Origin of the sequence: Actinokineospora auranticolor, assembly GCF_002934265.1 — a bacterium.
GTDB lineage: Bacteria > Actinomycetota > Actinomycetes > Mycobacteriales > Pseudonocardiaceae > Actinokineospora > Actinokineospora auranticolor.
This window is the reverse complement of sequence record NZ_PTIX01000012.1, coordinates 203,411-227,797: the sequence shown is the minus strand read 5'-3', so window position 1 is coordinate 227,797 and position 24,387 is coordinate 203,411. Positions and strand designations below refer to the sequence as shown.

Sequence of the window (24,387 nt, the reverse complement as noted above, 5' to 3'; positions counted from 1 at the left end):
GCGGATTTTTCCCCCTGAACGCCAAGCGAGAGCGTTATCGGAGACCCGCGCGGAAATCAACGAGAGACACCTCGCGGCCCGAAGGCACCGAACGTACCCCCGTGTGGCCAAACGTGGACGCCATAAACGCTACCCCACCAAAAAGGGCAAACATCAAGGCGTTCGACATCAGGGTCCGGCCACCATCAGAATCCTCGCACCTAGCCTAAGTTAGTGGCATTGGGTCGGAGGCCAAGCTCTGGCGCATCGAGACCGGGCAGACCTCCATGCGCAGCCTCGACGCTGAGGCGATGTGCCGCGTGTACGGCGCGTCGGCCGAGGTGACGGAGATGCTCAAGAGCCTGGCCAAGAAGACCAAAAGCCATGGCTGGTGGCACGCGTACAGCGATTCGATCCCGGACGGGTTCGCGCTCTACATCGGTTTGGAGGAGGCTGCCTCTTCACTGCAGTGGTTCCAGTCGGACGTGGTTCCCGGCCTCTTCCAGACCCCTGACTACGCGCGCAACATAATCAGCTCCCACAACGGCAAGTGGAGCGATGAAGAGTTGGACCGCCGCGTGACGTTGCGGCTGGCGCGACAACCGTTGCTCGCCCGGACGACCGCGCGTCCCACGATCTCGGTGGTGCTGGCCGAAACCATCCTGCGCCGTCCGGTCGGTGGGCCGGCGGTGATGGGCGAACAGCTCCTCCACTTGGCGGCAGCTGCCGAGTTGGACAACGTCTCCATGCGAGTCATGCCGTTCGGCGCAGGCATGAACCACGGCCTGGTCACCGGGCCGTTCATCCTGTTCCGCTTCCCCGGAGACACCGACAGAGAGCCCCCGGTCGTCCATGTGGAAAACTTCTCCGGCGATCTCTACCTCGACAAGCCAGACGAGATCGACAACTACTCCACGGCCTTCCAGCGCATCTGGACGGCAGCCCTCGACGAAAAGACGAGCGTCGCGTGGATCCGGCAAGCAGGGAAGGACTTTCTAGATGAAGCGACCCGAGGCTAGTTGGCGCAAGAGCAGCCGGTGCGGCACAGCCAATTGCGTCGAGGTGGCATTCCTGAACCCGACCACCGTCCTCACCCGGGACAGCAAGCAGAACGAAGGCCCCGCACTCCGCTTCGGCCACACCGAGTGGCAGAAGTTCTTGTCCGAGGTCTAACCACCCTCACATATACCCGGGCATGACCTCCTCGCGCCGCCACTCCACGCACGTGGGTCGTGCCCGGGTAGCCAAATACTCCCCAACCGCCTGGTAGACAACCTCCACCGGCACATCGGACCCAGGCTGGGCGGGCGATTCGTGCAGTCCGGCGAGGTACGCGCTCGTCCACTCGTCGCCCACGCCGATGGTCGGCACATACGCCTCCATCCCCTGCTCCCGGCAGAGAATCCCACGGTCGTTTTCGTCGATCGCCATGCACTCGAATCTAAGGAGGGAAATCGGCTCCGTGCTCATCGGCGCCTGGGCGCGATCTCTCCGCGCCGCCACTCCACACACGTGGGTCGCTCTCGGGTGGCCAAGTACTCCTCGACAGCCTGGTAAACGATCTCGATCGGCACATCAGACCCTGGCTGGGCGGACGAGTCGTACATCCCACCGAGGTATACGGTCGTCCATTCTGTCCCTACGCCGATGGTCGGCACGGATGCTTCCCACCCCTGTCGCCATGCGAGAATCCCGCGATCGTTGTTCACGCCGAACATCATCGAACTCCGGATCTCACCCTCGCCCAGTTCTTCCCAATTCGAAGCGAGCACCCACGCCCAGGGCTTCTTCACCCCGCTGTCGTTCAGTTCGCGCACGGCGGCAACCAAATCGACGCCCTGGGCGATCTCATCAATTGCGATGAATTCCTCTTCGAGAAGAGGCATCTGCTCGGCGGTCACCTGGGTGCCCTTCCGTGGTATGTCTTCTTGAATGGATTGCCGCTGGCGTCGGTTCCCAACACCGTCATGCTATACCCTGTTGGGAGAACTTTGGGTAGCGTGCTGTCGCAGGTAGGTCTCGGGCTTCTCCGTCGGGTGCCGCAGGGGGCGTGATTGATGATCACCTGTCCGTGTGTTGCCCCGTTCTGGATCTGCATTATTACCACCTTCATTTCTACATGGTGGTGAATGTCAATCGCGTCGGGAAGGTCGAGTTCTTCGAGCCTTTCTACCATGGCTTCTGCCCATGGGTCGAAGCGAGTCGCGCCGATTTCTCCGGTGCTCCGGCCGTTGAGGAAAACGTAGCCGGTCATCGGTGGGTTCACGTCGGTTCGGCTGACTCTTGGTGGGAGCCAGTCGTGGTAGGGGTTTGCTTCTTCGGGGTACCGGTCTCCGTGTTTGTTCTCGGTGTATGACGGGGTGGGGGCGGCCGGGGGCGGTGGTGTGGTGGTGCCGGCGTGGTGGGCGATTGCTGTTGAGAGTTGGTGGTCGGTTCGGGTGAGGAGGTCGCGTAGTTCGACGAACCTGGCCTGGATCGCCTCAAGGGTGAGGATCACTCGGCTTTGCCCAGGACTGCCAGAACCCCGTAGATGGTCTCGTTCAGGTGTGCTTCAGCTGCTCCGACCGCCTGAGCCAGGCGGCGGAGTTGGGTTTGGGTTGTCCGTAGGGCGTCGAGTTCGGTCTCGATGGACATCGAGGCCGAGGGTAGCTAGCCCCAGCCCAATTCGTGAAGTCTTGCGTCGTCTATTCCGAAGTGGTGGGCAATTTCGTGTACGACGGTAATTGCCACCTCCTCGACCACGTCATCTTCCGTTTCGCAGATGTCGAGGATCGCTTCCCGGTAGATGAAGATCCGGTCCGGCAGCGCACCGCTGTACAGCGATGTCCGTTCCGTCAGCGCGATCCCGTGGTAGAGGCCCAGCAGGGTCGGGTCGTGCGGGTCGCGGTCCTCGACCAGGACCACCACGTTGTCCATCGCCTTCGCCAGCTCCCGGGGGATCTCGTCCAGGGCTTCGGCGACCAGCTCTTCGAACCGGTCGCGCGGCATGTCCACGCCTCAGCCCGTCGGGGTCGTGGTGGGGGCGGGGGTGGTGGTGGTCGGCGCGGTCGACTCGGTCGGGGTGCCGCGGACGCTGTTGGTGACCGGGGCCAGGCCCGAGCCGTCGGCCAGGCGGGCGCCCACCTTGCAGTCGACCTTGCGCGAGCCCGCCGCCCAGCTCTCGGGTTCCAGGGCGTCCGCGTACGGGGTCAGGCCCTTCGCCGCGAGGTCGGTGCCGCCGGTGTAGGTGTTGGTGACCTCGACGCAGAGTTCACCGGCCTTCTCCAGTTGGGCGTCCTTCGTCGGCGAGTCGCCCGGGAAGGCCGAACCCAGGTCCACGGTGCCCACGATCTCGTACGCGTGCTCCTGGTCGCACGGGAGCGGGTCGCCGATCTTCTGGTTGTCCAGTGCGAGGCAGGTGCCCGGTTCGTGCACATTGGACTGGTCCGCGTCGGCGGCTGAACCCGTGCTCGTCAGCAGCCCCCCCGACGGTGTGGTGCGCTGCACACCGCACCGCAGCTTCCGGTCGCCGTCCTGCCACTGGGCCTCGCTCGGCTTCAGCGCGTTGACCGTGTACTTCCCGAACGGGTCCAGCTTGCCGCCCAGGTACGCCGTCACCCCCGGGGTGCACTTGGCCTTCGCGATCTGCTGCCAGCGCGCCAGGTCGGGTGGGGCCACGTCCGGCGGGTAGTCGCCGGTGATGTCGACGTTGCTCGTCACCTCGAACAGGTGGGGCTGCGCGCAGTCGACGCGCTTCATGTCCGTTCCGTCCGGCGGTGTCCACGTCAGACAGCTGCCCGCGGGCGAGTCGAACGCCGCCTGGCGCTCCTCCTCCGCGCTGACCGGCGCGGAGCCCAGTTTCACGGGCCACGAGAACACCGTGCTGCTGCCCATGAGCAGCAGCGATCCGACGAACGCCCCGGCCATGATCAGCCGAGTCCTCGCCGTCGGGTCATTCGACCGAAACCAGTCGCCGCGTCCAGACATCTACTCCATGATGCCGTGTCCGCTCCCCGGGCGCGGCCACGGGAGCGGAACGGGAGGCACCCAGGTTGCGATCAGGACAAACATCCGGTGTCGATGGCGCTGGTCAGCTAGGGTGCGCCCCGGGAGTGGTACATGACTGACAACGACAGGCCGCAGGACCCCGGCGACCGGCCGGTCCCCGCGGAGCCAGAGCCGAAACCGCAGGTCGACGGCCCGGCGGGGGGCGAATCGAGCCCGCCGCCGTACGTGCCGCCCGAGGCCGAGGAGGGCGCGACCGAGCCGCGCAAGCGCGGATCGGTCAACTACCAGGACGGCACCACCAAGCCGAAGCAACCCTCGGTCGCCGAACAACGCGCCCGCCGGGAGGCCCTGCGCAAGCAGCGCGAGGAGGAGCAGGCCGCGATCGACGAGGCCGAGCGCAAGCGCAAGAAGCGCAAGCGCCTCCTCATCGGCTCCGGGGTCACCGTCGGCGTCGTGGCGCTGGTCGCCGTGATCTACGCCGCGTCCACACCGGACGAGGTGACCGCGCGCTGCGTCGACGGGAACGGCGTCGTCGTCGACGACGACTACTGCGACGACGGCTACGCCACCTCGCACGGTGGCTACCACAGCGGCGGGTTCATCTACATCGGTGGAAGTTCCTACCGCTACAACTACGGCGGTTCCGGGTCCGTGGGCCAGAAGGCCACCGGCGGGACCTACGTGGCCCCGTCCGCCGACACCTCGGTCAAGACCAGCTCCGGCAAGTCCGTTTCGCGCGGCGGCCTCGGCGTCAGCGGCGGCGGCAAGAGCGGGGGCAGCTGAGTGCGTCGGGAACGCTCCACCCCCCGACCGGACTGGCGGGCCAAGATCGAGTCGCAGGGCCTGGTGTTCGGCAGCCCCGCCCGCTACGGCGACGGCGGCTCCCGCCCGTACTGGGACGAGTCGGTGCACTACGCCTTCGACATGGACGAGGTGCTCTCGCTCGAAGCCGACGTCGAACTGCTGCACTCGATGTGCCTCGAAGCGGTCGACAACATCGTGCTGACCGAGCGCTACCGCGCCTTCGGCATCCCCGAGTGGACCTGGCCGCACATCGCCGAGTCCTGGAAGCGCCGCGACCCGCACGTGTACGGCCGCTTCGACCTGCGCTACGACGGCTCCGGCCCGGCCCGGCTGCTCGAGTACAACGCCGACACCCCGACCTCCCTGCTGGAAGCGGCCGTCGTGCAGTGGTACTGGAAGACCGAGGTCTACCCCGACGACGACCAGTGGAACTCGCTGCACGAGCGGCTGGTCGAGCGGTGGGGCGAGGTGGCGGCGCTGCTGCCGTCCAACGAGGTGCACTTCACCTGGTCGTCGGCCGACCCGACCGGCGAGGACCACCTGACCACCGCCTACCTGCAGGAGACCGCGGCCGAGGCCGGACTGGACACCGTCGGCCTGGCCATCGAGGACATCGGCTGGGACAGCGCGCTCAACCGGTTCGTCGACCTCGCCGAGTCGCCGATGGCCACGGTGAACAAGCTCTACCCGTGGGAGTGGGTCGTGGCCGAGGACTTCGGCACCCGCGTGGTGGAGTCGCAGCCGCGCACCCTGTGGGTCGAGCCGCTGTGGAAGATGCTGCTGTCCAACAAGGCCATCCTCGCGGTGCTGTGGGAGATGTACCCCGGGCACCCGAACCTGCTGCCCGCCTTCCTCGACGAACCCGGCCTGCTCACCGAGTACGTGCGCAAGCCGAAGCTGGGCCGCGAGGGCAGCAACGTGCAGATCGTGGCCACCGGCTACGAGACCCAGACCGGCGGCGTCTACGGCGCCGAGGGCTACGTCTACCAGGCGTTCGACCCGCTGCCCGAGTTCGACGGCTACCGGCCCGCGCTGGGCGCGTGGATCGTCGGCGACGGCGCGGCCGGGCTCGGCATCCGCGAGACCTCGGGACTGGTCACCGACGACGGCGCCGCCTTCGTCCCGCACCGGATCCCGCAGTGAGTACCCGTCCCGGGGACCTCCCCGACCACAACCGCTCCACCGGCACGTCCATGGAGGACTCGTGACCAGTCAGCTCGCCGCGGTGACGAACCTGGCGCTCCCCGCAGGCTTCGGCGCCGACCTGGGTAAGGGCATCGGCGCGATCGCCCTCTACGCCATCATCGGCCTGGTCCTGATGCTGATCGGCTTCTACGCCATCGACTGGACCACTCCGGGCAAGCTCTCCGAGCTGGTCCGCACCGGCAAGCCCAACGCCGTGATCATCACCGCCTCCGGCATGCTCAGCATGGCGCTGATCATCGTCGTGGCGATCTTCTTCTCGGCCAACGACCTGACCGCGGGCCTGATCACCTCGGTGGTCTACGGCCTGATCGGCATCATCGTGCAGGTGCTCGCGGTGCGGACCCTGGAGTGGGTCACCCGCCTCGACATCGGCCAGACCATCGACGACGAGAAGTTCGCCCCGGCCAGCGTGGTCGTGGCCGCGGCGCACATCGCGCTCGGCCTGATCGTGGCCGTCGCCATCTCGTAGTAGCGCTCTTCGCACCGGGGGCCATCGCCACGCGCGGTGGCCCCCGGTGGTATGTCGGGCGCGCGCCCCGCAGCGGGCCGACTACGCTCACGAACCGTGATTGACTTGAAGGTGCTGCGCGAGGACCCGGAGGCCGTGCGCGCGTCGCAGCGCGCCCGAGGCGAGGACGGGGGGGCGGTCGACGCCCTGCTGTCCGCCGACGAGCGCAGGCGGTCCGCGGTTTCCCGCGCGGACACCTTGCGGGCCGAGCAGAAGCAGTTCGGCAAGCAGGTCGGCAAGGCGCGCGGCGAGGAGCGCGACGCGCTGCTGGCCAAGGGCAAGGAGCTGGCCGCCGAGGTCAAGGCGGCCGAGGCCGAGCAGTCCGAGGCCGAGAAGGAACTCGACCAGGCCCACCGCGCGCTGCCGAACCTCGTCGACACAGCGGCCCCGGTCGGCGGCGAGGACGACTACACCGTCCTCGAACACGTCGGCACCCCGCGCGAGTTCGACTTCACCCCGCTCGACCACCTGGACCTGGGCGTCCGCCTCGGCGCGCTCGACATGGAGCGCGGCGCCAAGGTGTCCGGCTCGCGGTTCTACTTCCTGACCGGCATCGGCGCGCGGCTGCAGCTCGCCCTGCTCAACCTCGCCGCCGCGCAGGCCACCGAAGCCGGGTACAGCCTGATGGTCCCGCCGGTGCTGGTGCGCCCGGAGATCATGGCGGGCACCGGCTTCCTCGGCGCGCACGCCAGCGAGATCTACCGGCTGGAGGAGGACGACCTCTACCTGGTCGGCACCTCCGAGGTCCCGCTCGCCGGCTACCACGCCGACGAGATCCTCGACCTGTCCGCGGGCCCGCGCCGGTACGCGGGCTGGTCGACCTGCTTCCGCCGGGAAGCGGGCTCGTACGGCAAGGACACCCGCGGCATCATCCGCGTGCACCAGTTCGACAAGATCGAACTGTTCACCTACTGCGCTCCCGCCGACGCCGCCGCCGAACACCAGCGGCTGCTGGCGTGGGAGAAGGAGCTGCTGGCCAAGATCGAGGTGCCGTACCGGGTCATCGACACCGCCACCGGCGACCTAGGCACCAGCGCGGCCCGCAAGTTCGACACGGAGGCGTGGGTGCCGACGCAGCAGTCGTACCGCGAACTGACCTCGACGTCGAACTGCACGACCTTCCAGGCCCGCAGGCTCAACATCCGCTACCGCGACGAGAACGGCAAGCCCCAGGTCGTGGCCACCCTGAACGGCACCGGCGCGACGACCCGCTGGCTGGTGGCCATCCTGGAGAACCACCAGCAGGCCGACGGCTCCGTGGTGGTCCCGGCGGCACTGCGCCCGTACCTGGGCCTCGAGGTCATCGAACCGATCGCCTGAGTTCCGCTCTTCATCCGCCCCGACCACCCCGGTGGTCGGGGCGGTCGCGTTGTGGCCACCGCCGCAACAACCAGGCAGCGACGGCTCGATCGCGCTGGCAGTCGACCCGCTGACGCGGTCTTGGGCAGCTAGTCCTGGTCCGGCTGGCTCTCACGGGACCGTCGGCGGTCGAGTTGGAGTGCAGCGATCGGTGCTGCTACCAGCATCATGAGAGCTGTCGCAACGGGGGATGGCATTTGTCCGGGTTAAGGGTGATCAGGTAGGTCGTAGCCGCGAGAATGAGCACGGTCAGGGCGACCAGAGGCCAGCGGAGCTTGATCGCGCGCTGGGTCCTCCGCGCACAGCAGGTCCCGGTCGAACTCGCACTCGGCGGCGTTCATCGTGGTCCGGGTGCTCACCGGGTCACCTGCCCACCGGTGGCGACGTCGGCCACCGGTGGCGCGACCGCGCCTGCCGTGTCCGTGCCGGTGGACCTGGCCGAGGCGGCGTGGGGTTGAGCGGCGAGCAGTGCCTTGCTGCCGCGTGCCGCCTCGGCGAGAGCGCGGGCGATGGTGCCCAGGGCGGTCGAGGCTTTGGGCACGGTGAGGAGCAGGACGGAGCTGCCAGCGGCGCCTCGATCGCGCCGGCTTGATCGACCGCAACCTGGTCGTGCGACGTGTGCGTGTTCTGCGGCGCACGGTCAGGGACGCGTGGCTGCGCAGCGGCCAGTTCCAACCGCCCGTCTGTGCTGTTCCCGTGCGTGGTTCTTGAGGCTCCTAGCCGACCGACCTCGCACCCCGCATCGCCTCGACCCTCTGGCGGCCGAGGCGACCGAATGTCTTGGGCTGCCAACGAATCCGTTGCGGCACAACCAATCGCGGCAAGCCACCGCCCCGACCCCAGGGCAGCCCCCACCCACCTCTGGGGGGGCGACCCTGCTCCAGTTTAGTGCGGGGAGGGGGTTGTTCGGTTGGGGCGAAGGAGTTGTGGATGGTTCGGGGGTATGTGGACAAGTGCGACCTGCGGAAATGCGGTGCTAGGCGCGGGTTGTGGATGGATTTCATCTGTGTGGGTGAGAGGGCGGGCTAGCTGACCTCGACGAGTCTGGCGGCGATGTGGGCGCCGATCTCCAAGGCGCTGGTCGCGGCAGGCGAAGGGGCGTTGAGGACGTGGATCTGGTTTCGGGTCGACTCGATCAGGAAGTCGTCCACCAGGGCGCCGGTGGGCAGCAGGGCCTGGGCTCGTACGCCCGCGCCGCTGCGGACCAGGTCGTCCGCCGTGACGGCGGGGACCAGGCGGGCGAGGCTGGCGGCGAAGCGGGCCTTCGACAGGGAGCGGCGGACCTCGTCGTAGCCGACCGGGAAGGCGTACTTGCGGGCCAGCCGCCAGGTGCCGGGGAAGCGGGCCGTGTCGAGCAGGTCCGCGGGGGAGAGGTCGCGCCAGCGGTAGCCCTCTCGGCGCAGGGCGAGTACCGCGTTGGGGCCCGCGTGGACGCTGCCGTCGAGCATCCGGGTCAGGTGGACGCCCAGGAAGGGCAGGGTGGGGTCCGGTACCGGGTAGATCAGGCCGCGGACCAGGTGGGAGCGGTCGGGGCGCAGTTCGTAGTACTCGCCGCGGAAGGGGACGATGCGGGCGCTCGGGGTGAGGCCCGCCATGCGGGCCACCCGGTCGCTGTGCAGGCCCGCGCAGTTGACCAGGGCGTCGGCGCGCAGCACCGACGTGCCGGTCGCGACCTCCACCCCACCCCCCGAACCGGCGCGGATGCCCAGGGCCGGGGTGGACAGGCGCAGGTCGGCGCCCGCCTCGGTCAGTTCGCGCACCATGGCCGCGCAGACCGCCGGGAAGTCGATGATGCCGGTGCTCTCCACCCGCAGGGCGGCGACCGCGGCGACCTCGGGTTCGTACTCGCGGGCCTCCTCCGGCGTGATCAGCTTCGCGGGTACGCCGTTGGCCTCCGCGCGCTCGGCGAGCACGCGCAGCGCGGGCAGTTCGGACTCGGCGGTGGCGACCACGAGCTTGCCGCAGACCTCGACCGGCACCCCGTTGGCCCGCGCGAACTCCACCATCGACCGGTTGCCCGCGACCGACATCGCCGCCTTAAGCGATCCCGGCTTGTAGTACAGCCCGGCGTGCACGACGTTGGAGTTGTGGCCGGTCTGGTGCGCGCCCCACCGGTCCTCCTTCTCCAGGACCGTCACCGCCCAGCCCCGCCCGGCCAGCGCCCGCGCGGCCGCCAGCCCGACGATGCCGCCACCCACCATGATCACCTTGCGCACGGGCTTGTCCTCGCTCCCAGCCGAATGTCCGCTCCCCGCACCGCCAAGCATGACCGCCGCCGATGATCACCAAGCGCGGGGGCGGCCTTGCCCGCGACACCGAGCAGGGCCGCGGCGGGGCCCCGGTATGGTCACCGGCGTGACCACCGCGCCCACGTTGAGCGTCGTCATCCCGGTGTACAACGAGGAGAACTGGATCTCCCGCTGTATCGACGCGCTGATGGAGTCGTTGGCGCGCGGCCGGTGGGCCGCCCAGGTCGTCGTCGTCGACGACGGCAGCACCGACGCCACCGGCGCCCGGCTGGCCGAGTTGACCGACCGCTACGACATCACCGTTGTGAGCCAGGTCAACGCGGGGCGGTTCGAGGCGCGCAAGGCCGGGTTGGCGAAGGCGACCGGTGAGTTCGTCCTGCTCCTCGACAGCCGCGTCATCGTCGAGCCCGGCGCGCTGGGCTTCCTGCGCGAGCAGGTCACCGAGCACCCCGAGCGGCGGGTGTGGAACGGGCACATCGAGGTCGCCTCCCAGGGCAACCCGTACGCGGGCTTCCTCGCCGGTCTGGTCAAGGTCCCGTGGCGGCGCTACTTCGCCGACCCGAAGCTGACCTCCTTCGGCCCGGACGAGTTCGACCTCTACCCCAAGGGCACCGGCTTCTTCGCCGCCCCGCGCGACCTGCTCGCGGGTTCGGTCGAGGCGTTCGACTCGCTCTACGACGACGTCACGCTGGCCAGCGACGACACCAAGGTGCTGCGCTGGATCATCGAGCGCGAGCGCATCCACCTCGCCCCCGGGTTCGCCGCGGTCTACAACGGCCGCGACACGCTCCGGAAGTTCGTCGCGCAGTCCTACTACCGCGGCACCACCTACGTGGACAGCTACCTGACCTCCGCGGGCCCGGCCCGCACCGCGCTCTTCGGCGCGCTCGGCGTCGGCGCGGTCACCGCGGTCATGCTGGTCAAGCACCCCGTCAAGACCGTCGCGGTCGGCGCGGTCGGTTCCGCCGCCGCCGGTGCCGTGGTCCGCCGCTGCGGCGCCACCCCGGGTGAGGCGCGCGCGGTCGGCACGCTGCTGCCGCTCTTCGCGGGCGGTTTCGGCCTCGGTGTGCTGCGCGGCCTCGTCCTCGCCCTGCGCGCCAAGCTGCGCAAATGACCGGCGAACCCGTGACCGGCACCGAGCCGACCGTGGCCGAACCGGACGCACCCGGCGGGACGGGGGTCGGGGGCCGGTCCGTCGGCCGGGTGACCTTGGCGATCCTCGCCGGGTCCGCGCTCGGCTACGCGGTCGTCATCCTCACCGGCAGGCTGCTCGACAAGCCCGACTACGTCGTCTTCATGACCTTCTGGGGCCTGCTCTTCGGCCTCGGCAGCGCACTGTCCCCGCTGGAGCAGGAGCTGTCCCGCCAGTCCGCCGTCGCCAAGACCCACGGCGGCAAGCTCGGGTCGAACGCGGTGACCGCGCTGGTCGTCGGCCTGGTCGCGGTCGGTGTGGCGGGCGCGGTCACGCTCGTCCCCGGGGTCAACACCCGCCTCTTCGGCGACGACTACTGGCTCGGCGCGGTGGTGCTCGTCGGCGGTCTCGCCTTCGCCGTGCAGTTCGCCGTGCGCGGTCTGCTCGTCGGCGACAACCAGGTCGACCCGTACGCCGGGCTGATCATCGTCGAGGCCGCGGTCCGCCCGGTGGTCATGGTGGCGCTGGTCGTCGCCGCCCTGCACAGCACCCTGACCCTGGCCGTCGCCGCCGGTGTCGGTTCGTTCGCCTGGCTGCTGTTCGGCCGCCGCGCGGGCGCGCGCGTCGACCGGCACCTGCCCGGCGACCCGTCCGGCGCGGTCGTGCGGCGGATGCTGATGCTCTTCTCCTCCGCCGCGCTCACCGCCAGCGTGGTCACCGGCTACCCGGCGATGGTGGGTCTGCTCGCCCCCGGCGGCGACCCCGACCGGCTCGGTTCGCTCTACGCCGCGCTGGCCGTCGCGCGGATCCCGCTGCTGCTCTTCGCCGCCGTCCAGGCGCTCGCCGTGCCGGTGGTCGTGCGCATGTCGTCGACCCCGGAGGGGCTGCGCAGGCTCCGCAAGGTCCTCGCCGTCGGGACGCTCGGCGCGGTCGGGCTCGCGGGGCTCGGCGCGGTGGTCGGACTCCTGATCGGGCCGTGGGCCGTGCGGTTCATGCTCGGCGCCAAGTACGACGTGGCGGGCTGGGTCGTGGCCGGTCTGGTGTGGTCGTCGGTGCTGATCGCGGTCGTGCAGCTGCTCGCGGCGGTGCTCGTCGCGCGGGTCCGCCCGGGCGCGGTGCTGCTCGCCTGGGCCGTGGTGTCGGTCACCTCCGCCGTGGTGCTCGTGGTGGGTCCCGGCGACCACGTCGCGCGGGCGGTCCTGGGTCTGGTCGTCGGACCGACGTTGGGCGTGCTCGTCGCGGCGGTGCTGGTAGCGAGGTCGGAACCCTCGGTGGTCGAGCGGATGCCCGCCTGATTCGGGGCACTCGTCCCGCGCTATGGTGTTGGCCGTGCCGGGCCTGGTAGGGGCCGTCTGGAGGCGCGAACAAGCCATCATCGGCAATCGGACATCGGCTATCGGATGACTGTGGGTACCTAGCGGATGAGTGTTCTTGTCGTTCTGCTCGCTTTCTGGCTGCCCGGTCTCGTCGTGGGTGCCGCCATCCGGTTGCGGGGGTGGACGCTCGCAGCCATCGCGCCCGCGCTGACCTTCGGCGGCGTCGCGATGGGCGTGACGCTGTTCGGCAAGCTCGGCCTCTCCTGGACGCTGTTCAACGTCTCGCTCTGGTTCCTCGCGCTCGCCGCGGTCGGCGGGGTCGCCGCGTGGCTGGTCGCCCGCCGCGGTCCGGAGACCGACGCGGACGACCCGCGGTTCGCGCCCCGCAAGCTCAGCCCCGGCGGCCACGGCGTCATCGCGGTCGGCGTGCTGGCGGGCTTGGCCGTCGGCTTCACCGTCTTCCTGCGCGGGGTCAAGGACCTCGGCTACGTCCAGCAGGACTGGGACGCGGGCTTCCACGGCAACCTGGTCCGCTGGATCGCCGAGCACGCCAACGCGACCCCGTCGACGGTCGGCGCCATCGCCAACAGCGCCGACGCCACCAACTACTTCTACCCGGACACCTACCACGCCCTGCTGGCCCTGCTGCTGGACAAGGCGGGCCTGGACATGGCCCACCTGCTCAACCTGGCCGCGCTCGCGGGCGTGCTCGCCTGGCCGCTGGGCGTGGCCGCGCTCGGTGTGGCGTGGCGGATGCCCGCGGTCGGCACCGCCGTCGCGGCCGCGGTGTCCACCTGGTTCTCCGCCTTCCCGTACGACTCGCTGTGGCGCGGCCCGCTGTGGCCGTACGTGGCCGGTGTCGCGCTGGTGCCCGCCGTGCTCGCGGTGCTGCGGCTGCTGTTCATCTCCCGCGGCCTCGGCGGCCCGCTCGCCCTGGCGCTGGCCACCGCCGGTCTGGTCGGCCTGCACACCAGCCTCGCGTTCGTGCTGTTCGCCTACCTGGTCGTCATCGCGCTGTGCGCGGTGTTCAAGCTCGAACCGATCCGCTGGCGCCGCGCCTGGGTACCGCTGGCCGTCGCCGGTGGGTTGAGCCTGGTGTTCGTGGTGCTCCAGATGCTCCCGGCGCTGTCCAGCGCGGCGGGGGTGACCGCGGCGGAGTGGCCCTCGGAGGCGACGCCAGCCGAGGCGTTCGGCCAGGCCGTGCTGTTCACCCCGTCCAACGGGCTGCCGCAGTGGTGGCTCGGCGTGCCCGCGTTCATCGGTCTCGTGCTGATGTTCCGGCACCGCCGCATCCTCTGGCTCGCGCTGTCCTACATCCTGCTCGCCGGGGTGTACGCGATCACGGTCTCCCAGGAGTCGCCGCTGATCGCGATGATCACCGGCCCCTTCTACAACGACGCCTGGCGCTTCGCCGCGCTGCTGCCGCTCGCGGGCGCCATCGCGGTCGGCGAGTTCGTCTGGACGATCAGCGAGGCCGCCGTCGCCCAGTGGCACGTCTTCGCCGAGCGCTCCCGCAAGACCCCGCTGGTCGCCGCGGGCACCGCCGCGGTCGTCGTGCTGGTGATGGCCCTGATGAGCAGCGCGTACATCTACAGCAACGTGGCCAGGCTCGGCCGCAACTACAACGACGGCCCCACGGTCAACTCCGGCGAGCGCGAGGCCTACGCCTGGCTCGCCGCGCACACCGCGCCCGGCGAGCGCGTGATGAACGACGTGCAGGACGGCTCGGTCTGGATGTACGCGCTGAACAAGGTCACCCCGGTGGAGTGGACCTTCTACGGCAGCAAGGTCGACTCCGACCCGCACCGGCTGACCAACGGGCTCAACGAGTACGAGACCGACCCGGACGTGCGCGCCGCCGTCAGCAGGCTCGGCGTGCGCTACGTGGTCCTCGGCTCCGGCTACGTGCGCGCGGGCCGCGCCCGCGCGCCGGGCCTGGTCGGCCTGCCCGACCTGCCGGGCATCCGGTTGGTCTTCGAGAACAACCAGGCGATGATCTACGACCTGTCCGGCACCACCGGTGCGCCGGAACCGCGCGGCCAAGCCGCGGGCAGCAAGTGACGAACCAGCTAGACCGCGTCGACAAGGTTAGGTTTTCCCATGGCTGAGGTTGCCACCCGTCGGGTCCTGATCGTCCTGCCCGCGCTGAACGAGGAGCAGAACGTCGCCGCGGTCGTCACCCACGTGCGCGAGACCCTGCCGGAGGCGGGGGTGCTCGTGGTCGACGACGGCTCGTCCGACGCCACCTCGCTGCGCGCCCGCGAGGCCGGTGCCACCGTGGCCCGGCTCGCGGTCAACCTCGGCGTCGGCGGCGCCATGCGCACCGGCTACCGGTACGCGGTGGCCAACGGCTACGACGTGGTCGTGCAGGTCGACGCGGACGGCCAGCACGACCCCGACCAGGTGCGCGAGCTCATCGACGGCCTCGACTCGGCGGACGTGGTCATCGGCGCCCGGTTCGCGGGCCGTGGCGACTACAAGGCGGGTGGCCCGCGCCGCTGGGCCATGGTGGTACTGGCCTTCGTGATCTCCCGGCTGGCCCGCACCAAGCTCACGGACGTGACGTCGGGCTTCAAGGCCGCCGGTCCGCGCGCGGTGAAGATGTTCGCCCAGTACTACCCGGCGGAGTACCTCGGTGACACCATCGAGTCGCTGGTGCTGGCCATCCGCGGCGGGCTGGTGGTGCGGCAGATCCCGGTGGCGATGCGGGAGCGCAGCGGCGGTACGCCGAGCCAGACCCCGATCCGGGCCGCCGTGTACCTCGCGCGCGCCGGCCTGGCCCTGCTGCTGGCGCTGGTGCGCCGCCGTCCCTCGGTCGAGTCGGCCGACGCCGCCTGACGGCGACGCGGTCATAAGGAGGTCGCAATGGCTGGATGGCGCATTCTCAGCATCGTCGTCGCGGGCTTGGTGCTGCTGTTCGTCTTCGAGATGCTGCGCCGCCGCAAGCTGCGCGAGAAGTACGCGGGCATGTGGCTGCTCGTCGGGCTCGGCGTGGTGGTCTTCGGCGTGTTTCCGGGCAGCGCGGAGGGCCTGGCCCGGCTGGTGGGCGTGCAGACCGGGTCCAACCTGGTCTTCTTCCTGGCCGGGGCCGTGCTCGGGGTGGTCTGCCTGCACCTGAGCAGCGAGGTCGGGCACCTGGAGGAGGAGACCCGCACAGCGGTCGAGGAGATCGCGCTGCTGCGCTGTGAGCTGGAGCGCACCCGCGCCGAGTTGGAGGCGCGCGTCGCGGCCTTGGAGACCGGCGCACAGGCCGGGGCCGGGTCGAACGGACAACTGGTATCTCACCCCCGGGGGTGAGCGGGTGGCCGAGACGTGAAACGGCGCCCGGTCCCTCGCGGGGCCGGGCGCCGTTTCGGCTTACCTCACGCTAGAACTCAGACGGCGCGGACGCCGGTGGCCTGCGGGCCCTTCTGGCCCTGGCCGATCTCGAACTCCACGCGCTGGTTCTCCTCCAGGCTCTTGAACCCGTTGCCCTGGATCTCCGAGTAGTGCACGAAGACGTCGGCGCCGCCGTCGTCGGGGCTGATGAACCCGTAGCCCTTTTCGGAGTTGAACCACTTGACTGTGCCCTGTGCCACGTCTATCTCCTCAACAGGTACCGCTTGGGCCTGCGCGGGCGCGCACACCCTGGTCGGTTTCAGACGGCGACTTCTCCGGCTTGACCTGGAGGAAACCCGCGCGCCCGCAACGATCTCTCGCGAGCGTGATCTAACACGTACTCAAGAAAATTCACGACCGGATACAGTCAACCACACACCTGATCGACCCCGCACCCGCATGGCGCGGCCCAGGCGGGGGTTGCGGTGGTCCACCCGCTGGGAGACGCTGGGAAGGTGAGCGAGCTCGCCAGTGACAACACCGAGTCCATCGCACTCCACCTCGACGAAGCCGGGGTCTCCGTCGACCTACCCCGACCGGCCCACGCCGGGGACCAGGTCCAGGGCGTGCCGTACCGCCCCGTCGAGTTCCGCGACGACGACCTGCCCACCGCGTTGGAGCGGGCCGCGTCGTGGCTGCGCCGAACGCAGGAGTGGCTGGGTGAGCCGGTGGACGTCATCGCCATCCACCTCGACTACGACGACGGTGAGAACCGGCCGTACTACGACGTGAAGCTGCTCTGCAACGAGGAGGACCTGGCGGGCGCGCCGATCGCCCTGCGCGAACACGTCGCCAAGAGCGCCCCCGGGCAGGGGTAGCGGGCTCCGGGGACCCGGTCGTCAGAACCAGCGCTCCAGCACGAGCGCCACGCCGTCGTCGGCGTTGCTCGCGGTGACCTCGTCGGCCGCCGCCTTGACCTCGTCGTGCGCGTTGGCCATGGCCACCCCGTGCCCGGCCCAGCGCAGCATCTCGATGTCGTTGGGCATGTCGCCGAAGGCGACCACGTCCGCGCGGGCGGCGCCGACCATGGCGGCCACCTCGGCCAGCCCCTTGGCCTTGGTGACCCCGCGCGCGGAGATCTCGATCAGCCCGCGGTCGGTGGAGTAGGTGACGTCGACGGTGTCGCCGAGCAGCTCCACCGCCGCGGCGCTCATCTGCGCGCTGGTCATGCCCTCGTGCCGGACCAGCAGCTTGGTCGCGGTGAACCCGAGCACCTGCGCGCGCGGGCGGATGACCAGCTCGCCGGTGGAGTCGCCCCAGGGGTTGACGAACCCGGCCTCGGCGGTGAACGGGGCCCGGTCGACCTGCGCGCCGATGTCCACCCGCTCGGTGGCCATCGTGCTGCCCGGCAGCGCGTGCGACAGGGTGTGCGCGACGTCGTTGAGCAGCACGGGGTCGAGGCCGTGGGCGGAGAGCACGTGCCCGGTGGTGATGTCGTAGATCACGGCGCCGTTGGCGCACACCGCGTAGCCGCGCAGCCCCGCGCTGTCGGCCACCGGCGGGATCCAGCGCGGCGGGCGGCCGCTGACCAACACGAACGGCGTGTCGGTCGCGCGCACGCGGGAGATCACCCCCACGGTGCGCGGGGTGATCTCCTCCAGCGGTCCGAGCAGCGTGCCGTCGATGTCGGAGGCGATCAGGCTGGGTTTCTGCACACCCGCCACTCTCCCAGAGCGGAGGTGGTCGGGCCGCCGGATCGCGTGGGCGTCACAATGGACGGGCGCAGTCTGCGGGCGCCCCCTGGGGGGCCGCGCAGAGGCGGGTGCCCCTTCGTCCCCACCGGGGCGGTCACCCCCCGGGCGGCCGTCCTGGGTACCGTCGTGAGTGCGCGACCGGTGGTAACCGGCTGCCGTGACGACCGACGTACAACCGACGTGACAATGACATCTGATGCCCAGGTCGATGACCTCGGCGGCGGGTTCTTGGAGGACTGAGGCGTAATGTCAGGACCAGCACGAGTTCAGAGCCCGGATGCTCCGGACGCGTCGTCGGGGCCTACGTCGAACGGGAAGCTGGTCGACCACGTCCCGGTCGGCCGCCTCGTGACCCAGCGCGGCCTGTTCGCCGGGCCGTCACCCATCGTCACCGAGGACCTCTACGCCGAGGTCGTCCAAGGCGCGGCCCAGCGCCGCCGCGACCGCGTGGTCGTGGAGCCGGGCTCGCTGGTGTCGATGAACACCTACTTCGGCCGGTTCCCGGCCAGCTACTGGCAGCGCTGGACCGTGGTCCGCGAGGTCACCGCCGAGCTGGTGGTCACCGGTTCCGGCAAGCTGTCGGTGCTGGCCTCCGACAGCGAAGGCGTGTCCCGCACGATCGCCGTCGAGCAGGTCACCGACGCCGAGGCGCGCTCGGTGTCGATCAGCGCCAAGATCGACCGGTTCAACGACGGCGGCGCGCTGTGGCTGGACCTGCGCACCGACGTGCACGAGGGGATGACCGTCGAGTCCGTCCGCTGGACCGTGCAGCCCCCCGAGCGGCTGCGCCCGGCGGCGGTCGTGATCTGCACCTGCAACCGCGCCGACGACTGCATCGCCACGTTGACCGCGCTGGCCGACGACCCGGAGGCGCTGGCCGGTCTGGACGCGATCTACGTCGCCGACCAGGGCAGCGACACGGTCGACTCGCGGCCGAAGTTCGCCGAGGTCAGCGCCCGGCTCGGGGCCAAGCTGCGCTACATCCAGCAGCCGAACCTCGGTGGCGCGGCGGGCTTCACCCGCGGCCTGTACGAGGCGGCCAAGGAGTCCGACCACGCCAACGTCCTGTTCATGGACGACGACGTGCTGCTGGAGCCGGACATCGCGATCCGGCTCAACTCCTTCGCCAACCGCACCGCGGAGCCCGCGATCGTCGGCGGGCAGATGCTCAACCTGCTGCACCCGACCCAGCTGCACGTCGGCGCCGAGTGGGCCGACCTGGAGAACCTGGCCCCCGGCCAGGTCACCAAGGGCGCGCTGCACGCCGCGGACCTCACCGGGGTCGACGAGGAGACCGGCAAGCCCAACCGCCAGGAGGTGCGGGTCGACGCGGGCTACAACGGCTGGTGGTCGTGCCTGATCCCGACGGAGATCGTGCAGGCCATCGGCTACCCGCTGCCGCTGTTCTTCCAGTGGGACGACGCCGAGTACGGCTACCGGGCCAAGGCGGCCGGGTTCGCCACCGTCACCCTGCCGGGCGCGGGCGTCTGGCACGCGGACTTCGGCTGGAAGGACTGGGACGACTGGCACCGGTACTTCAACCTGCGCAACTCGATGATCACCGCGGCGCTGCACAGCCGGTTCGACACCAAGCACATCGCCCGGGTGCTGACCGCGCAGATGACCCGCTACCTGCTCTCGCTGCAGTACGGGCTCGCCGCGACCCTGCTCAAGGCGGTCGAGGACTACCTCGCGGGCCCCGAGATGCTGCACGACGGCGGCGCGGCGGCGGTCCCGGCGATCCGGGCGCTGCGCGCGCAGTACCCCGAGACCGTGCGGCACCCGGCGTCCGAGGTGCCCGGCCTGCGCAGCGGTGAGCTCCAGCTGATCCCGGCGGGGGACACCCCCAGCCTCAAGCGGGCGGTGCTGATCAAGCGGCTGGCGTACCGGCTGCTGGGCAGGCACGTGCACGCGCGCGGCGCGGTCTCGGCGGAGGACGCGACCTGGTGGCACCTGTCGCTGTTCGACACCGCGGTCGTCACCGACGCCTCCCAGGAGGGCGTGCGGATCCGCAAGTACGACCGCGAGACCATGTTCCGCCTCGGCAAGGAGGCCGTGACCCTGTTCCGGCGGTTCATCGCCGAGGGCAACGCGGTGCAGGACCAGTACAAGCAGGCCATGCCCGAGCTGACCAGCCGCGAGAACTGGAAGCGGCTCTACCAGCTGTGAGCCCCGTCGGGGCCGGGGGCACGCGCTCCCGGCCCCGGGCGGGTGTCCACCCCTGGGAGCGCTCCTGACGCGCCGTGAGGTGGCCACCACGGGCTGTGTCGGGCCTGAGCGCTATGTTCGACGGGTGCGCGTAGGCATCGTCATCCTCCCCGAGCATCGCTGGTGGGCGGCCGAGCCGAAGTGGCGGGCCGCCGAGGAGTACGGCTTCGACCACGCCTGGACCTACGACCACCTGGGCTGGCGCTCACTGGTCGACGGGCCGTGGTTCGACGCCTTCCCCACCCTCACCGCCGCCGCGATGGTCACCACCGAGATCCGGCTCGGCACCTTCGTCGTGTCCCCGAACTTCCGCCACCCGGCCCCGCTGGCCCGCCAGGTCCTCGCGGTCGACGACATCTCCGACGGCCGCTTCCAGCTCGGCCTCGGCTCCGGCGCGACCGGTGTCGGCGGTTACGACCGCGGTGCCGTCGGCGAGGCCCACGTCCCGCTGACCCCGGCCCAGGTGGCCGACCGGTTCGCCGAGTTCGTCGAGCTGACCGACAGCCTGCTGGCCACCCCGCGGACCACCTTCCACGGCGCGTACTTCCGCAGCGAGGAGGCCCGCAGCGCCCCTGGGTGCGTGCAGCGACCGCGGGTGCCGTTCCTGGTCGCGGCCAACGGGCCCCGCGCGATGGCCGCGGCCGCGCGGTTCGGCCAGGGCTGGGTCACCACCGGCAGGCCGGGCACCGAGTCCGCCGACGAGTGGTGGCGCGACGTCACCAAGCGCGCCGAGCGGTTCGACCAGGTGCTCGCCGAGCACGACCGGGACCCCGCCACCATCGACCGCTACGTCAGCGTCGACGCCTCCCCGCTGTTCTCGCTGGCGAGCGTCGACGCGTTCACCGAGCACGTCGGCCAGGCGCGGGACGCGGGCTTCACCGACGTCGTCATCCACTGGCCGCGCCCGGACGGCCCGTACGCGGGCCGCGAGACCGTGCTGGAGCAGGTGGCGGCGGACGTGCTGCCGCTGCTGGGCGGTCGGGCCGCGAAACCGGCCGGGTCCACGCCGCCGGGCAACGCGCCAGGGGGCTTGGGCGTCTCCTAGGGCGAGGCAGGTCGGAGGGGGCTTGTCCACGGGGCCCCGGTGCCAGGGGGAGCGGCGCCGGGGCCCCCGCACGTCTGCCGGGCGGTGCCGGGGCGGCCCCCGTATCCCGGTGCGCGGGGTTGTGCAAGGCCACAGGTAGCCTGAGCCACCGTGAGCGCGGTTGCAGAAACCAATGACGTCAATTACAGCGGGTACGACCTGGTCGTGGTGGGGTCGGGCTTCTTCGGCCTGACCATCGCGGAGCGCACCGCCAGCCAACTCGACAAGCGGGTCCTGGTACTGGAGCGGCGGTCGCACATCGGCGGCAACGCCTACTCCGAGCCGGAACCCGAGACCGGTATCGAGGTGCACCGCTACGGTGCGCACCTGTTCCACACGTCGAACAAGCGCGTGTGGGACTACGTGAACGAGTTCACCGAGTTCACCGGCTACCAGCACCGGGTGTTCGCCAAGGCCGGGGAGCAGGTCTACGCCTTCCCGATGAACCTGGCGCTGGTCAACAGCTTCTTCGGCCGCAGCTACACCCCGGACGAGGCCCGGGCGCTGATCGCCGAGGAAGCCAAGGAGTACGAGACCGACAAGGCGCAGAACCTCGAAGAGAAGGCCATCTCGCTCATCGGCCGCAGGCTCTACGAGGCGTTCGTGCGCGGCTACAACGTCAAGCAGTGGCAGACCGACCCCAAGGAACTGTCCGCGTCGATCATCACGCGGCTGCCGGTGCGCTACAACTTCGACAACCGGTACTTCAACGACACCTACGAGGGCCTGCCGGTCGACGGCTACACCGCGTGGCTGGAGAAGATGGCCGCGCACCACAACATCGACGTCCGGCTGGACACCGACTACTTCGAGGTCCGCGACCGGATCCCGGTCGGTACCCCGACCGTCTACACCGGACCTCTCGACCGGTACTTCGACTACGCCGCGGGCAAGCTCGGCTGGCGCACCCTCGACTTCGAGACCGAGGTCGTGCCCACCGGCGACTTCCAGGGCACCGCGGTGATGAACTACAACGACGCGGAAGTGCCCTACACCCGCATCCACGAGTTCCGGCACTTCCACCCGGAGCGCACGCACTACCCGACGGACAAGACGGTCATCGTCCGCGAGTACTCGCGCTTCGCCGAGAAGGACGACGACGAGCCGTACTACCCGATCAACACCCCGGAGAACCGGGAGAAGCTGACCGCGTACCGCGAGCTGGCGAAGGCGGAGGCCGCCACGAAGAACGTCGTCTTCGGCGGTAGGCTCGGCACGTACCAGTACCTGGACATGCACATGGCGATCGGTTCGGCGTTGTCGGTGTTCGACAACAAGGTGGCTCCCCACCTGCGTGACGGCGCCCCGCTCGACGGTTCTCTCGACGGCTAGACGAAACATGACGGCCGCCTTCGCCGATTCCCGACGGGGGATTCGGGCCGGGAGCCGGTCGAAACTGGGAGGTAGGCAAGTGGACCGCAGCGCGTCCGCCGTTGGGCGGGAGACCGCGGCGCTGAGCCGGGTGCAGGGCGCGATCGGGAAACCACCGGTGGTGACGGCGGCCCGCGGGCTGTCCCTGTTCGGCGAGCACAGCGCCGGGTGGTTCGCCATCGGCGTGCTCGGTGCCGTCGTCGACCGCAAGCGCCGCAAGGACTGGCTGGTGGCCGCCGGTGGCGTGGTCGCCGCGCACGCCGCGTCCATCGCGATCAAGCGGGTCGTGCGCAGGCCCCGGCCGGACGACCCGTCCGTGCAGGTGCTGGTCGGGACGCCGAGCAAGCTGAGCTTCCCGTCCTCGCACGCCACCTCCACCACCGCCGCCGCCGTGCTGTACTCGGGGCTCACCGGGCGCAGCCTGGTGCCCGTGCTGGTGCCGCCGATGCTGGTGTCGCGGCTCGTGCTCGGCGTGCACTACCCCTCGGACGTCCTCGCGGGCTCCGCGCTCGGCGCGGTCGTCGGCGGGCTGCTGCGGCGCAAGCTGCGGGGTGGCAAGCGGTGAGCGGCGGCAAGGTCAAGGCCGAGGGCGCCAAAGCGGCGGCCACCCAGGCCGACGACGTGGACCCCGAGGCCGTCGACTCCCTGGCACCCGAGCCCCCGGCCAAGCCGCTGCCCACGAACGTGGTCACCGGGCTGATCCGCACCGCGCGCCCGCGCCAGTGGGTGAAGAACGTGCTGGTGCTGGCCGCGCCGTTCACCGGCCACCGGGTGTTCGACAGCGCGGTGCTCGTCGACGCGGCCATCGCCTTCGTCGCGTTCTGCCTGGTGTCCTCGGCGGTGTACCTGGTCAACGACGCCATCGACGTCGAGGCCGACCGGGCGCACCCGAAGAAGCGGTTCCGGCCCATCGCCGCGGGCATCGTGCCGGTCCGGGTGGCCTACATCGCCTCGGCGGTGCTGTTCCTGGCCTCGATCGGCATCGGGGTGCTGGCGGGCTGGCCGCTGGTCATCGTGCTGGCGGTCTACGCGGCCGTGCAGCTGGGCTACTGCCTGGGCCTCAAGCACCAGCCGGTGATCGACCTGTGCATCGTGGCCTCGGGCTTCCTGCTGCGCTCGATCGCCGGTGGTGTGGCCGCGGGCATCCCGCTGTCGCAGTGGTTCCTGCTGGTCACCGCGTTCGGCTCGCTGTTCATGGTCTCCGGCAAGCGCTACGCCGAGATCATGCTGTTCGAGAAGACCGGGGCGAAGATCCGGGCCTCGCTGGCCAAGTACTCGGCCAGCTACCTGCGCTTCGTGTGGGCCACCTCGGCGGCCATCATGATCATGAGCTACGCGCTGTGGGCGCCGGGCATCCGCGACCGGGCACCGGACAACTCGGTGTGGGCGATGATCTCCATCGTGCCGTTCGTGGTCGCCGTGCTGCGCTACGCGGTCGACATCGACGGCGGCGAGGCGGGCTCCCCGGAGGACATCGTCCTCAAGGACCGCATCCTCCAGGTCCTCGGCCTGGCCTGGATCAGCTGCGTCGCGCTGACGATCTACCTGTAGTCACGAGCCGCGAAACCGGGCCCTGGTCGAGCACCAGGGCCCGGTTTCGCGTACCCCCAGGCCACTGACGTCACAGGATGTTGCGGTACCGGTACGGCTCGTAGCGGGTGGACGAGTTCTCGTACGGGTACCTGATCCGCCTGCGCACCGCGCCCAGTCCGGTGCGCTGCTCCAGGCCCCAGAAGCTCATCCGGCTCGCGGTCTCGACCCAGTCCTCGAAGATGGCGGCGTGCCGGGTCACGGGCGTGCCCTCGCGGCGCAGCAGCACGTCACCCGGCAGCAGCATGGCCTTCTCGATCGGGTCGCTGACCTCGGCGACGGCCTCGATGCCCGCCACCGACTCGGGCAACTGCCAGGCCATCGCCAGGTAGCCCGCCGAGTCGGTGCGGTAGCAGCCGAACTCGTTGGACCACCACTCCCGGCCGTTGTGCGGGACGTTCTCGTCCACCCAGCTGTACGCGCGCTTCAGCACCGCCGCCCTGGTCACCAGCGGGCCCAGCGCGCTTTCCCCCTGATCGTCCACCACCGTCACCACTCCCGGACTCCGAGCCGCGCCGGGTG

Annotated in this window: 28 protein-coding genes; 17 read left to right on the top strand and 11 right to left on the bottom strand. The window is 70.3% G+C overall.

Features of this window, described 5'->3' with window-relative positions; genetic code table 11:
* Positions 1-266 precede the first annotated feature (266 nt).
* The gene (locus CLV40_RS22475) at positions 267-998 is read left to right on the top strand and encodes a DUF5753 domain-containing protein (RefSeq protein WP_219824065.1); all 732 of its coding nucleotides are present in this window, start codon (positions 267-269) and stop codon (positions 996-998) included.
* On the top strand, positions 979-1,152 hold the full coding sequence (locus CLV40_RS22470; RefSeq protein ID WP_104480929.1) for a DUF397 domain-containing protein: 174 nt from the start codon (positions 979-981) through the stop codon (positions 1,150-1,152). The genes CLV40_RS22475 and CLV40_RS22470 overlap by 20 nt, the downstream gene beginning before the upstream one ends.
* Positions 1,153-1,158: 6 nt before the next feature.
* On the opposite strand, the gene CLV40_RS22465 is transcribed toward CLV40_RS22470, so the two are convergent.
* The 6 genes from CLV40_RS22465 to CLV40_RS22445 are packed head-to-tail and all read right to left on the bottom strand — an operon-like array spanning position 1,159 to position 3,885.
* Positions 1,159-1,410, bottom strand: coding sequence for an Imm1 family immunity protein (locus CLV40_RS22465; RefSeq protein ID WP_181043655.1), 252 nt, complete (start codon positions 1,408-1,410; stop codon positions 1,159-1,161).
* Positions 1,411-1,445: 35 nt separating this feature from the next.
* Positions 1,446-1,880, bottom strand: a complete 435-nt coding sequence (locus CLV40_RS22460; protein WP_104480927.1) for an Imm1 family immunity protein — start codon at positions 1,878-1,880, stop codon at positions 1,446-1,448.
* Positions 1,877-2,476 (bottom strand): DddA-like double-stranded DNA deaminase toxin, encoded by a 600-nt coding sequence (locus tag CLV40_RS37380; RefSeq protein ID WP_146108175.1) that lies wholly within the window; start codon positions 2,474-2,476, stop codon positions 1,877-1,879. The genes CLV40_RS22460 and CLV40_RS37380 overlap by 4 nt, the downstream gene beginning before the upstream one ends.
* On the bottom strand, positions 2,473-2,613 hold the full coding sequence (locus CLV40_RS38200; RefSeq protein WP_181043654.1) for a hypothetical protein: 141 nt from the start codon (positions 2,611-2,613) through the stop codon (positions 2,473-2,475). The genes CLV40_RS37380 and CLV40_RS38200 overlap by 4 nt, the downstream gene beginning before the upstream one ends.
* A 15-nt stretch (positions 2,614-2,628) precedes the next feature.
* Positions 2,629-2,967, bottom strand: a complete 339-nt coding sequence (locus CLV40_RS22450) for a metallopeptidase family protein (protein ID WP_104480961.1) — start codon at positions 2,965-2,967, stop codon at positions 2,629-2,631.
* 9 nt (positions 2,968-2,976) lie between these two features.
* Entirely contained in the window at positions 2,977-3,885 is a 909-nt protein-coding gene (locus CLV40_RS22445) for a septum formation family protein (RefSeq protein WP_245931471.1), read from the bottom strand.
* Positions 3,886-4,077: 192 nt separating this feature from the next.
* Here CLV40_RS22445 and CLV40_RS22440 point away from each other — a divergent pair, with 192 nt between their 5' ends.
* The 4 genes from CLV40_RS22440 (at position 4,078) to serS (ending at position 7,804) form a co-directional block, all read left to right on the top strand.
* Positions 4,078-4,749, top strand: coding sequence for a hypothetical protein (locus tag CLV40_RS22440; protein WP_245931470.1), 672 nt, complete (start codon positions 4,078-4,080; stop codon positions 4,747-4,749).
* Positions 4,750-5,913: a glutathionylspermidine synthase family protein gene (locus tag CLV40_RS22435; protein ID WP_104480924.1), complete on the top strand. Its 1,164-nt coding sequence runs from the start codon at positions 4,750-4,752 to the stop codon at positions 5,911-5,913.
* Between the two features lie 61 nt (positions 5,914-5,974).
* Positions 5,975-6,445, top strand: coding sequence for a DUF350 domain-containing protein (locus tag CLV40_RS22430; RefSeq protein ID WP_104480923.1), 471 nt, complete (start codon positions 5,975-5,977; stop codon positions 6,443-6,445).
* A gap of 96 nt (positions 6,446-6,541) precedes the next feature.
* Positions 6,542-7,804: a serine--tRNA ligase gene (gene serS / locus CLV40_RS22425; RefSeq protein ID WP_104480922.1), complete on the top strand. Its 1,263-nt coding sequence runs from the start codon at positions 6,542-6,544 to the stop codon at positions 7,802-7,804.
* A 394-nt stretch (positions 7,805-8,198) separates the two neighbouring features.
* Here the strand turns inward: serS and CLV40_RS22420 are convergent, their stop codons facing one another.
* Both CLV40_RS22420 and lhgO read right to left on the bottom strand, forming a co-directional pair.
* Positions 8,199-8,384 carry a hypothetical protein gene (locus tag CLV40_RS22420; protein WP_104480921.1) on the bottom strand — a complete coding sequence of 62 codons (186 nt, stop codon included), beginning with the start codon at positions 8,382-8,384 and terminating at the stop codon, positions 8,199-8,201.
* A gap of 484 nt (positions 8,385-8,868) precedes the next feature.
* Entirely contained in the window at positions 8,869-10,044 is a 1,176-nt protein-coding gene (gene lhgO, locus CLV40_RS22415; RefSeq protein WP_374066637.1) for an L-2-hydroxyglutarate oxidase, read from the bottom strand.
* A gap of 142 nt (positions 10,045-10,186) precedes the next feature.
* Between lhgO and CLV40_RS22410 the strand changes: the two genes are divergently transcribed.
* The 5 genes from CLV40_RS22410 (at position 10,187) to CLV40_RS22390 (ending at position 15,837) form a co-directional block, all read left to right on the top strand.
* A complete protein-coding gene (locus CLV40_RS22410; protein WP_104480919.1) occupies positions 10,187-11,206 on the top strand; it encodes a glycosyltransferase family 2 protein in 1,020 nt (339 codons plus the stop codon).
* Positions 11,203-12,519, top strand: a complete 1,317-nt coding sequence (locus CLV40_RS22405) for a lipopolysaccharide biosynthesis protein (protein ID WP_245931467.1) — start codon at positions 11,203-11,205, stop codon at positions 12,517-12,519. The genes CLV40_RS22410 and CLV40_RS22405 overlap by 4 nt, the downstream gene beginning before the upstream one ends.
* A gap of 126 nt (positions 12,520-12,645) precedes the next feature.
* Positions 12,646-14,601, top strand: a complete 1,956-nt coding sequence (locus tag CLV40_RS22400; protein WP_104480918.1) for a DUF6541 family protein — start codon at positions 12,646-12,648, stop codon at positions 14,599-14,601.
* 39 nt (positions 14,602-14,640) lie between these two features.
* A complete protein-coding gene (locus CLV40_RS22395) occupies positions 14,641-15,378 on the top strand; it encodes a glycosyltransferase family 2 protein (RefSeq protein WP_104480917.1) in 738 nt (245 codons plus the stop codon).
* A 27-nt stretch (positions 15,379-15,405) separates the two neighbouring features.
* Complete coding sequence (locus CLV40_RS22390; RefSeq protein ID WP_104480916.1) at positions 15,406-15,837, top strand: DUF2304 domain-containing protein; 432 nt, start codon at positions 15,406-15,408, stop codon at positions 15,835-15,837.
* A 77-nt stretch (positions 15,838-15,914) separates the two neighbouring features.
* Here the strand turns inward: CLV40_RS22390 and cspE are convergent, their stop codons facing one another.
* Entirely contained in the window at positions 15,915-16,118 is a 204-nt protein-coding gene (cspE, locus tag CLV40_RS22385; protein WP_104480915.1) for a transcription antiterminator/RNA stability regulator CspE, read from the bottom strand.
* Positions 16,119-16,373: 255 nt separating this feature from the next.
* Between cspE and CLV40_RS22380 the strand changes: the two genes are divergently transcribed.
* Entirely contained in the window at positions 16,374-16,736 is a 363-nt protein-coding gene (locus CLV40_RS22380; RefSeq protein ID WP_104480914.1) for a hypothetical protein, read from the top strand.
* A gap of 21 nt (positions 16,737-16,757) precedes the next feature.
* On the opposite strand, the gene CLV40_RS22375 is transcribed toward CLV40_RS22380, so the two are convergent.
* A complete protein-coding gene (locus CLV40_RS22375) occupies positions 16,758-17,573 on the bottom strand; it encodes a Cof-type HAD-IIB family hydrolase (RefSeq protein WP_104480958.1) in 816 nt (271 codons plus the stop codon).
* 285 nt (positions 17,574-17,858) lie between these two features.
* Here CLV40_RS22375 and CLV40_RS22370 point away from each other — a divergent pair, with 285 nt between their 5' ends.
* From CLV40_RS22370 to CLV40_RS22350, 5 genes are all read left to right on the top strand, one after another.
* Entirely contained in the window at positions 17,859-19,781 is a 1,923-nt protein-coding gene (locus CLV40_RS22370) for a glycosyltransferase (RefSeq protein WP_104480913.1), read from the top strand.
* 124 nt (positions 19,782-19,905) lie between these two features.
* Positions 19,906-20,865, top strand: coding sequence for an LLM class flavin-dependent oxidoreductase (locus CLV40_RS22365; RefSeq protein WP_104480912.1), 960 nt, complete (start codon positions 19,906-19,908; stop codon positions 20,863-20,865).
* Between the two features lie 150 nt (positions 20,866-21,015).
* Entirely contained in the window at positions 21,016-22,236 is a 1,221-nt protein-coding gene (glf, locus tag CLV40_RS22360; protein ID WP_104480911.1) for a UDP-galactopyranose mutase, read from the top strand.
* Between the two features lie 121 nt (positions 22,237-22,357).
* Positions 22,358-22,840: a phosphatase PAP2 family protein gene (locus CLV40_RS22355; protein ID WP_104480957.1), complete on the top strand. Its 483-nt coding sequence runs from the start codon at positions 22,358-22,360 to the stop codon at positions 22,838-22,840.
* Positions 22,841-22,896: 56 nt separating this feature from the next.
* On the top strand, positions 22,897-23,826 hold the full coding sequence (locus CLV40_RS22350) for a decaprenyl-phosphate phosphoribosyltransferase (protein ID WP_374066639.1): 930 nt from the start codon (positions 22,897-22,899) through the stop codon (positions 23,824-23,826).
* A 70-nt stretch (positions 23,827-23,896) separates the two neighbouring features.
* Here the strand turns inward: CLV40_RS22350 and CLV40_RS22345 are convergent, their stop codons facing one another.
* Positions 23,897-24,349, bottom strand: a complete 453-nt coding sequence (locus CLV40_RS22345) for a hypothetical protein (RefSeq protein ID WP_146108174.1) — start codon at positions 24,347-24,349, stop codon at positions 23,897-23,899.
* Between the last annotated feature and the right edge of the window lie 38 nt (positions 24,350-24,387).

What these genes read in the sequence shown, in the direction of transcription:
- CLV40_RS22450 (WP_104480961.1), bottom strand. Translation starts at nt 2,967, where the DNA reads ATGCCGCGCGACCGGTTCGAAGAGCTGGTCGCCGAAGCCCTGGACGAG.
- CLV40_RS22390 (WP_104480916.1), top strand. Translation starts at nt 15,406, where the DNA reads ATGGCTGGATGGCGCATTCTCAGCATCGTCGTCGCGGGCTTGGTGCTG.
- CLV40_RS22440 (WP_245931470.1), top strand. Translation starts at nt 4,078, where the DNA reads ATGACTGACAACGACAGGCCGCAGGACCCCGGCGACCGGCCGGTCCCC.
- CLV40_RS22370 (WP_104480913.1), top strand. Translation starts at nt 17,859, where the DNA reads ATGTCAGGACCAGCACGAGTTCAGAGCCCGGATGCTCCGGACGCGTCG.
- CLV40_RS22405 (WP_245931467.1), top strand. Translation starts at nt 11,203, where the DNA reads ATGACCGGCGAACCCGTGACCGGCACCGAGCCGACCGTGGCCGAACCG.
- CLV40_RS38200 (WP_181043654.1), bottom strand. Translation starts at nt 2,613, where the DNA reads ATGTCCATCGAGACCGAACTCGACGCCCTACGGACAACCCAAACCCAA.
- CLV40_RS22475 (WP_219824065.1), top strand. Translation starts at nt 267, where the DNA reads ATGCGCAGCCTCGACGCTGAGGCGATGTGCCGCGTGTACGGCGCGTCG.
- CLV40_RS22470 (WP_104480929.1), top strand. Translation starts at nt 979, where the DNA reads ATGAAGCGACCCGAGGCTAGTTGGCGCAAGAGCAGCCGGTGCGGCACA.
- CLV40_RS22395 (WP_104480917.1), top strand. Translation starts at nt 14,641, where the DNA reads ATGGCTGAGGTTGCCACCCGTCGGGTCCTGATCGTCCTGCCCGCGCTG.
- CLV40_RS22465 (WP_181043655.1), bottom strand. Translation starts at nt 1,410, where the DNA reads ATGGCGATCGACGAAAACGACCGTGGGATTCTCTGCCGGGAGCAGGGG.
- CLV40_RS22410 (WP_104480919.1), top strand. Translation starts at nt 10,187, where the DNA reads ATGGTCACCGGCGTGACCACCGCGCCCACGTTGAGCGTCGTCATCCCG.
- CLV40_RS22400 (WP_104480918.1), top strand. Translation starts at nt 12,646, where the DNA reads ATGAGTGTTCTTGTCGTTCTGCTCGCTTTCTGGCTGCCCGGTCTCGTC.
- CLV40_RS22445 (WP_245931471.1), bottom strand. Translation starts at nt 3,885, where the DNA reads ATGGCCGGGGCGTTCGTCGGATCGCTGCTGCTCATGGGCAGCAGCACG.
- lhgO (WP_374066637.1), bottom strand. Translation starts at nt 10,044, where the DNA reads ATGGTGGGTGGCGGCATCGTCGGGCTGGCGGCCGCGCGGGCGCTGGCC.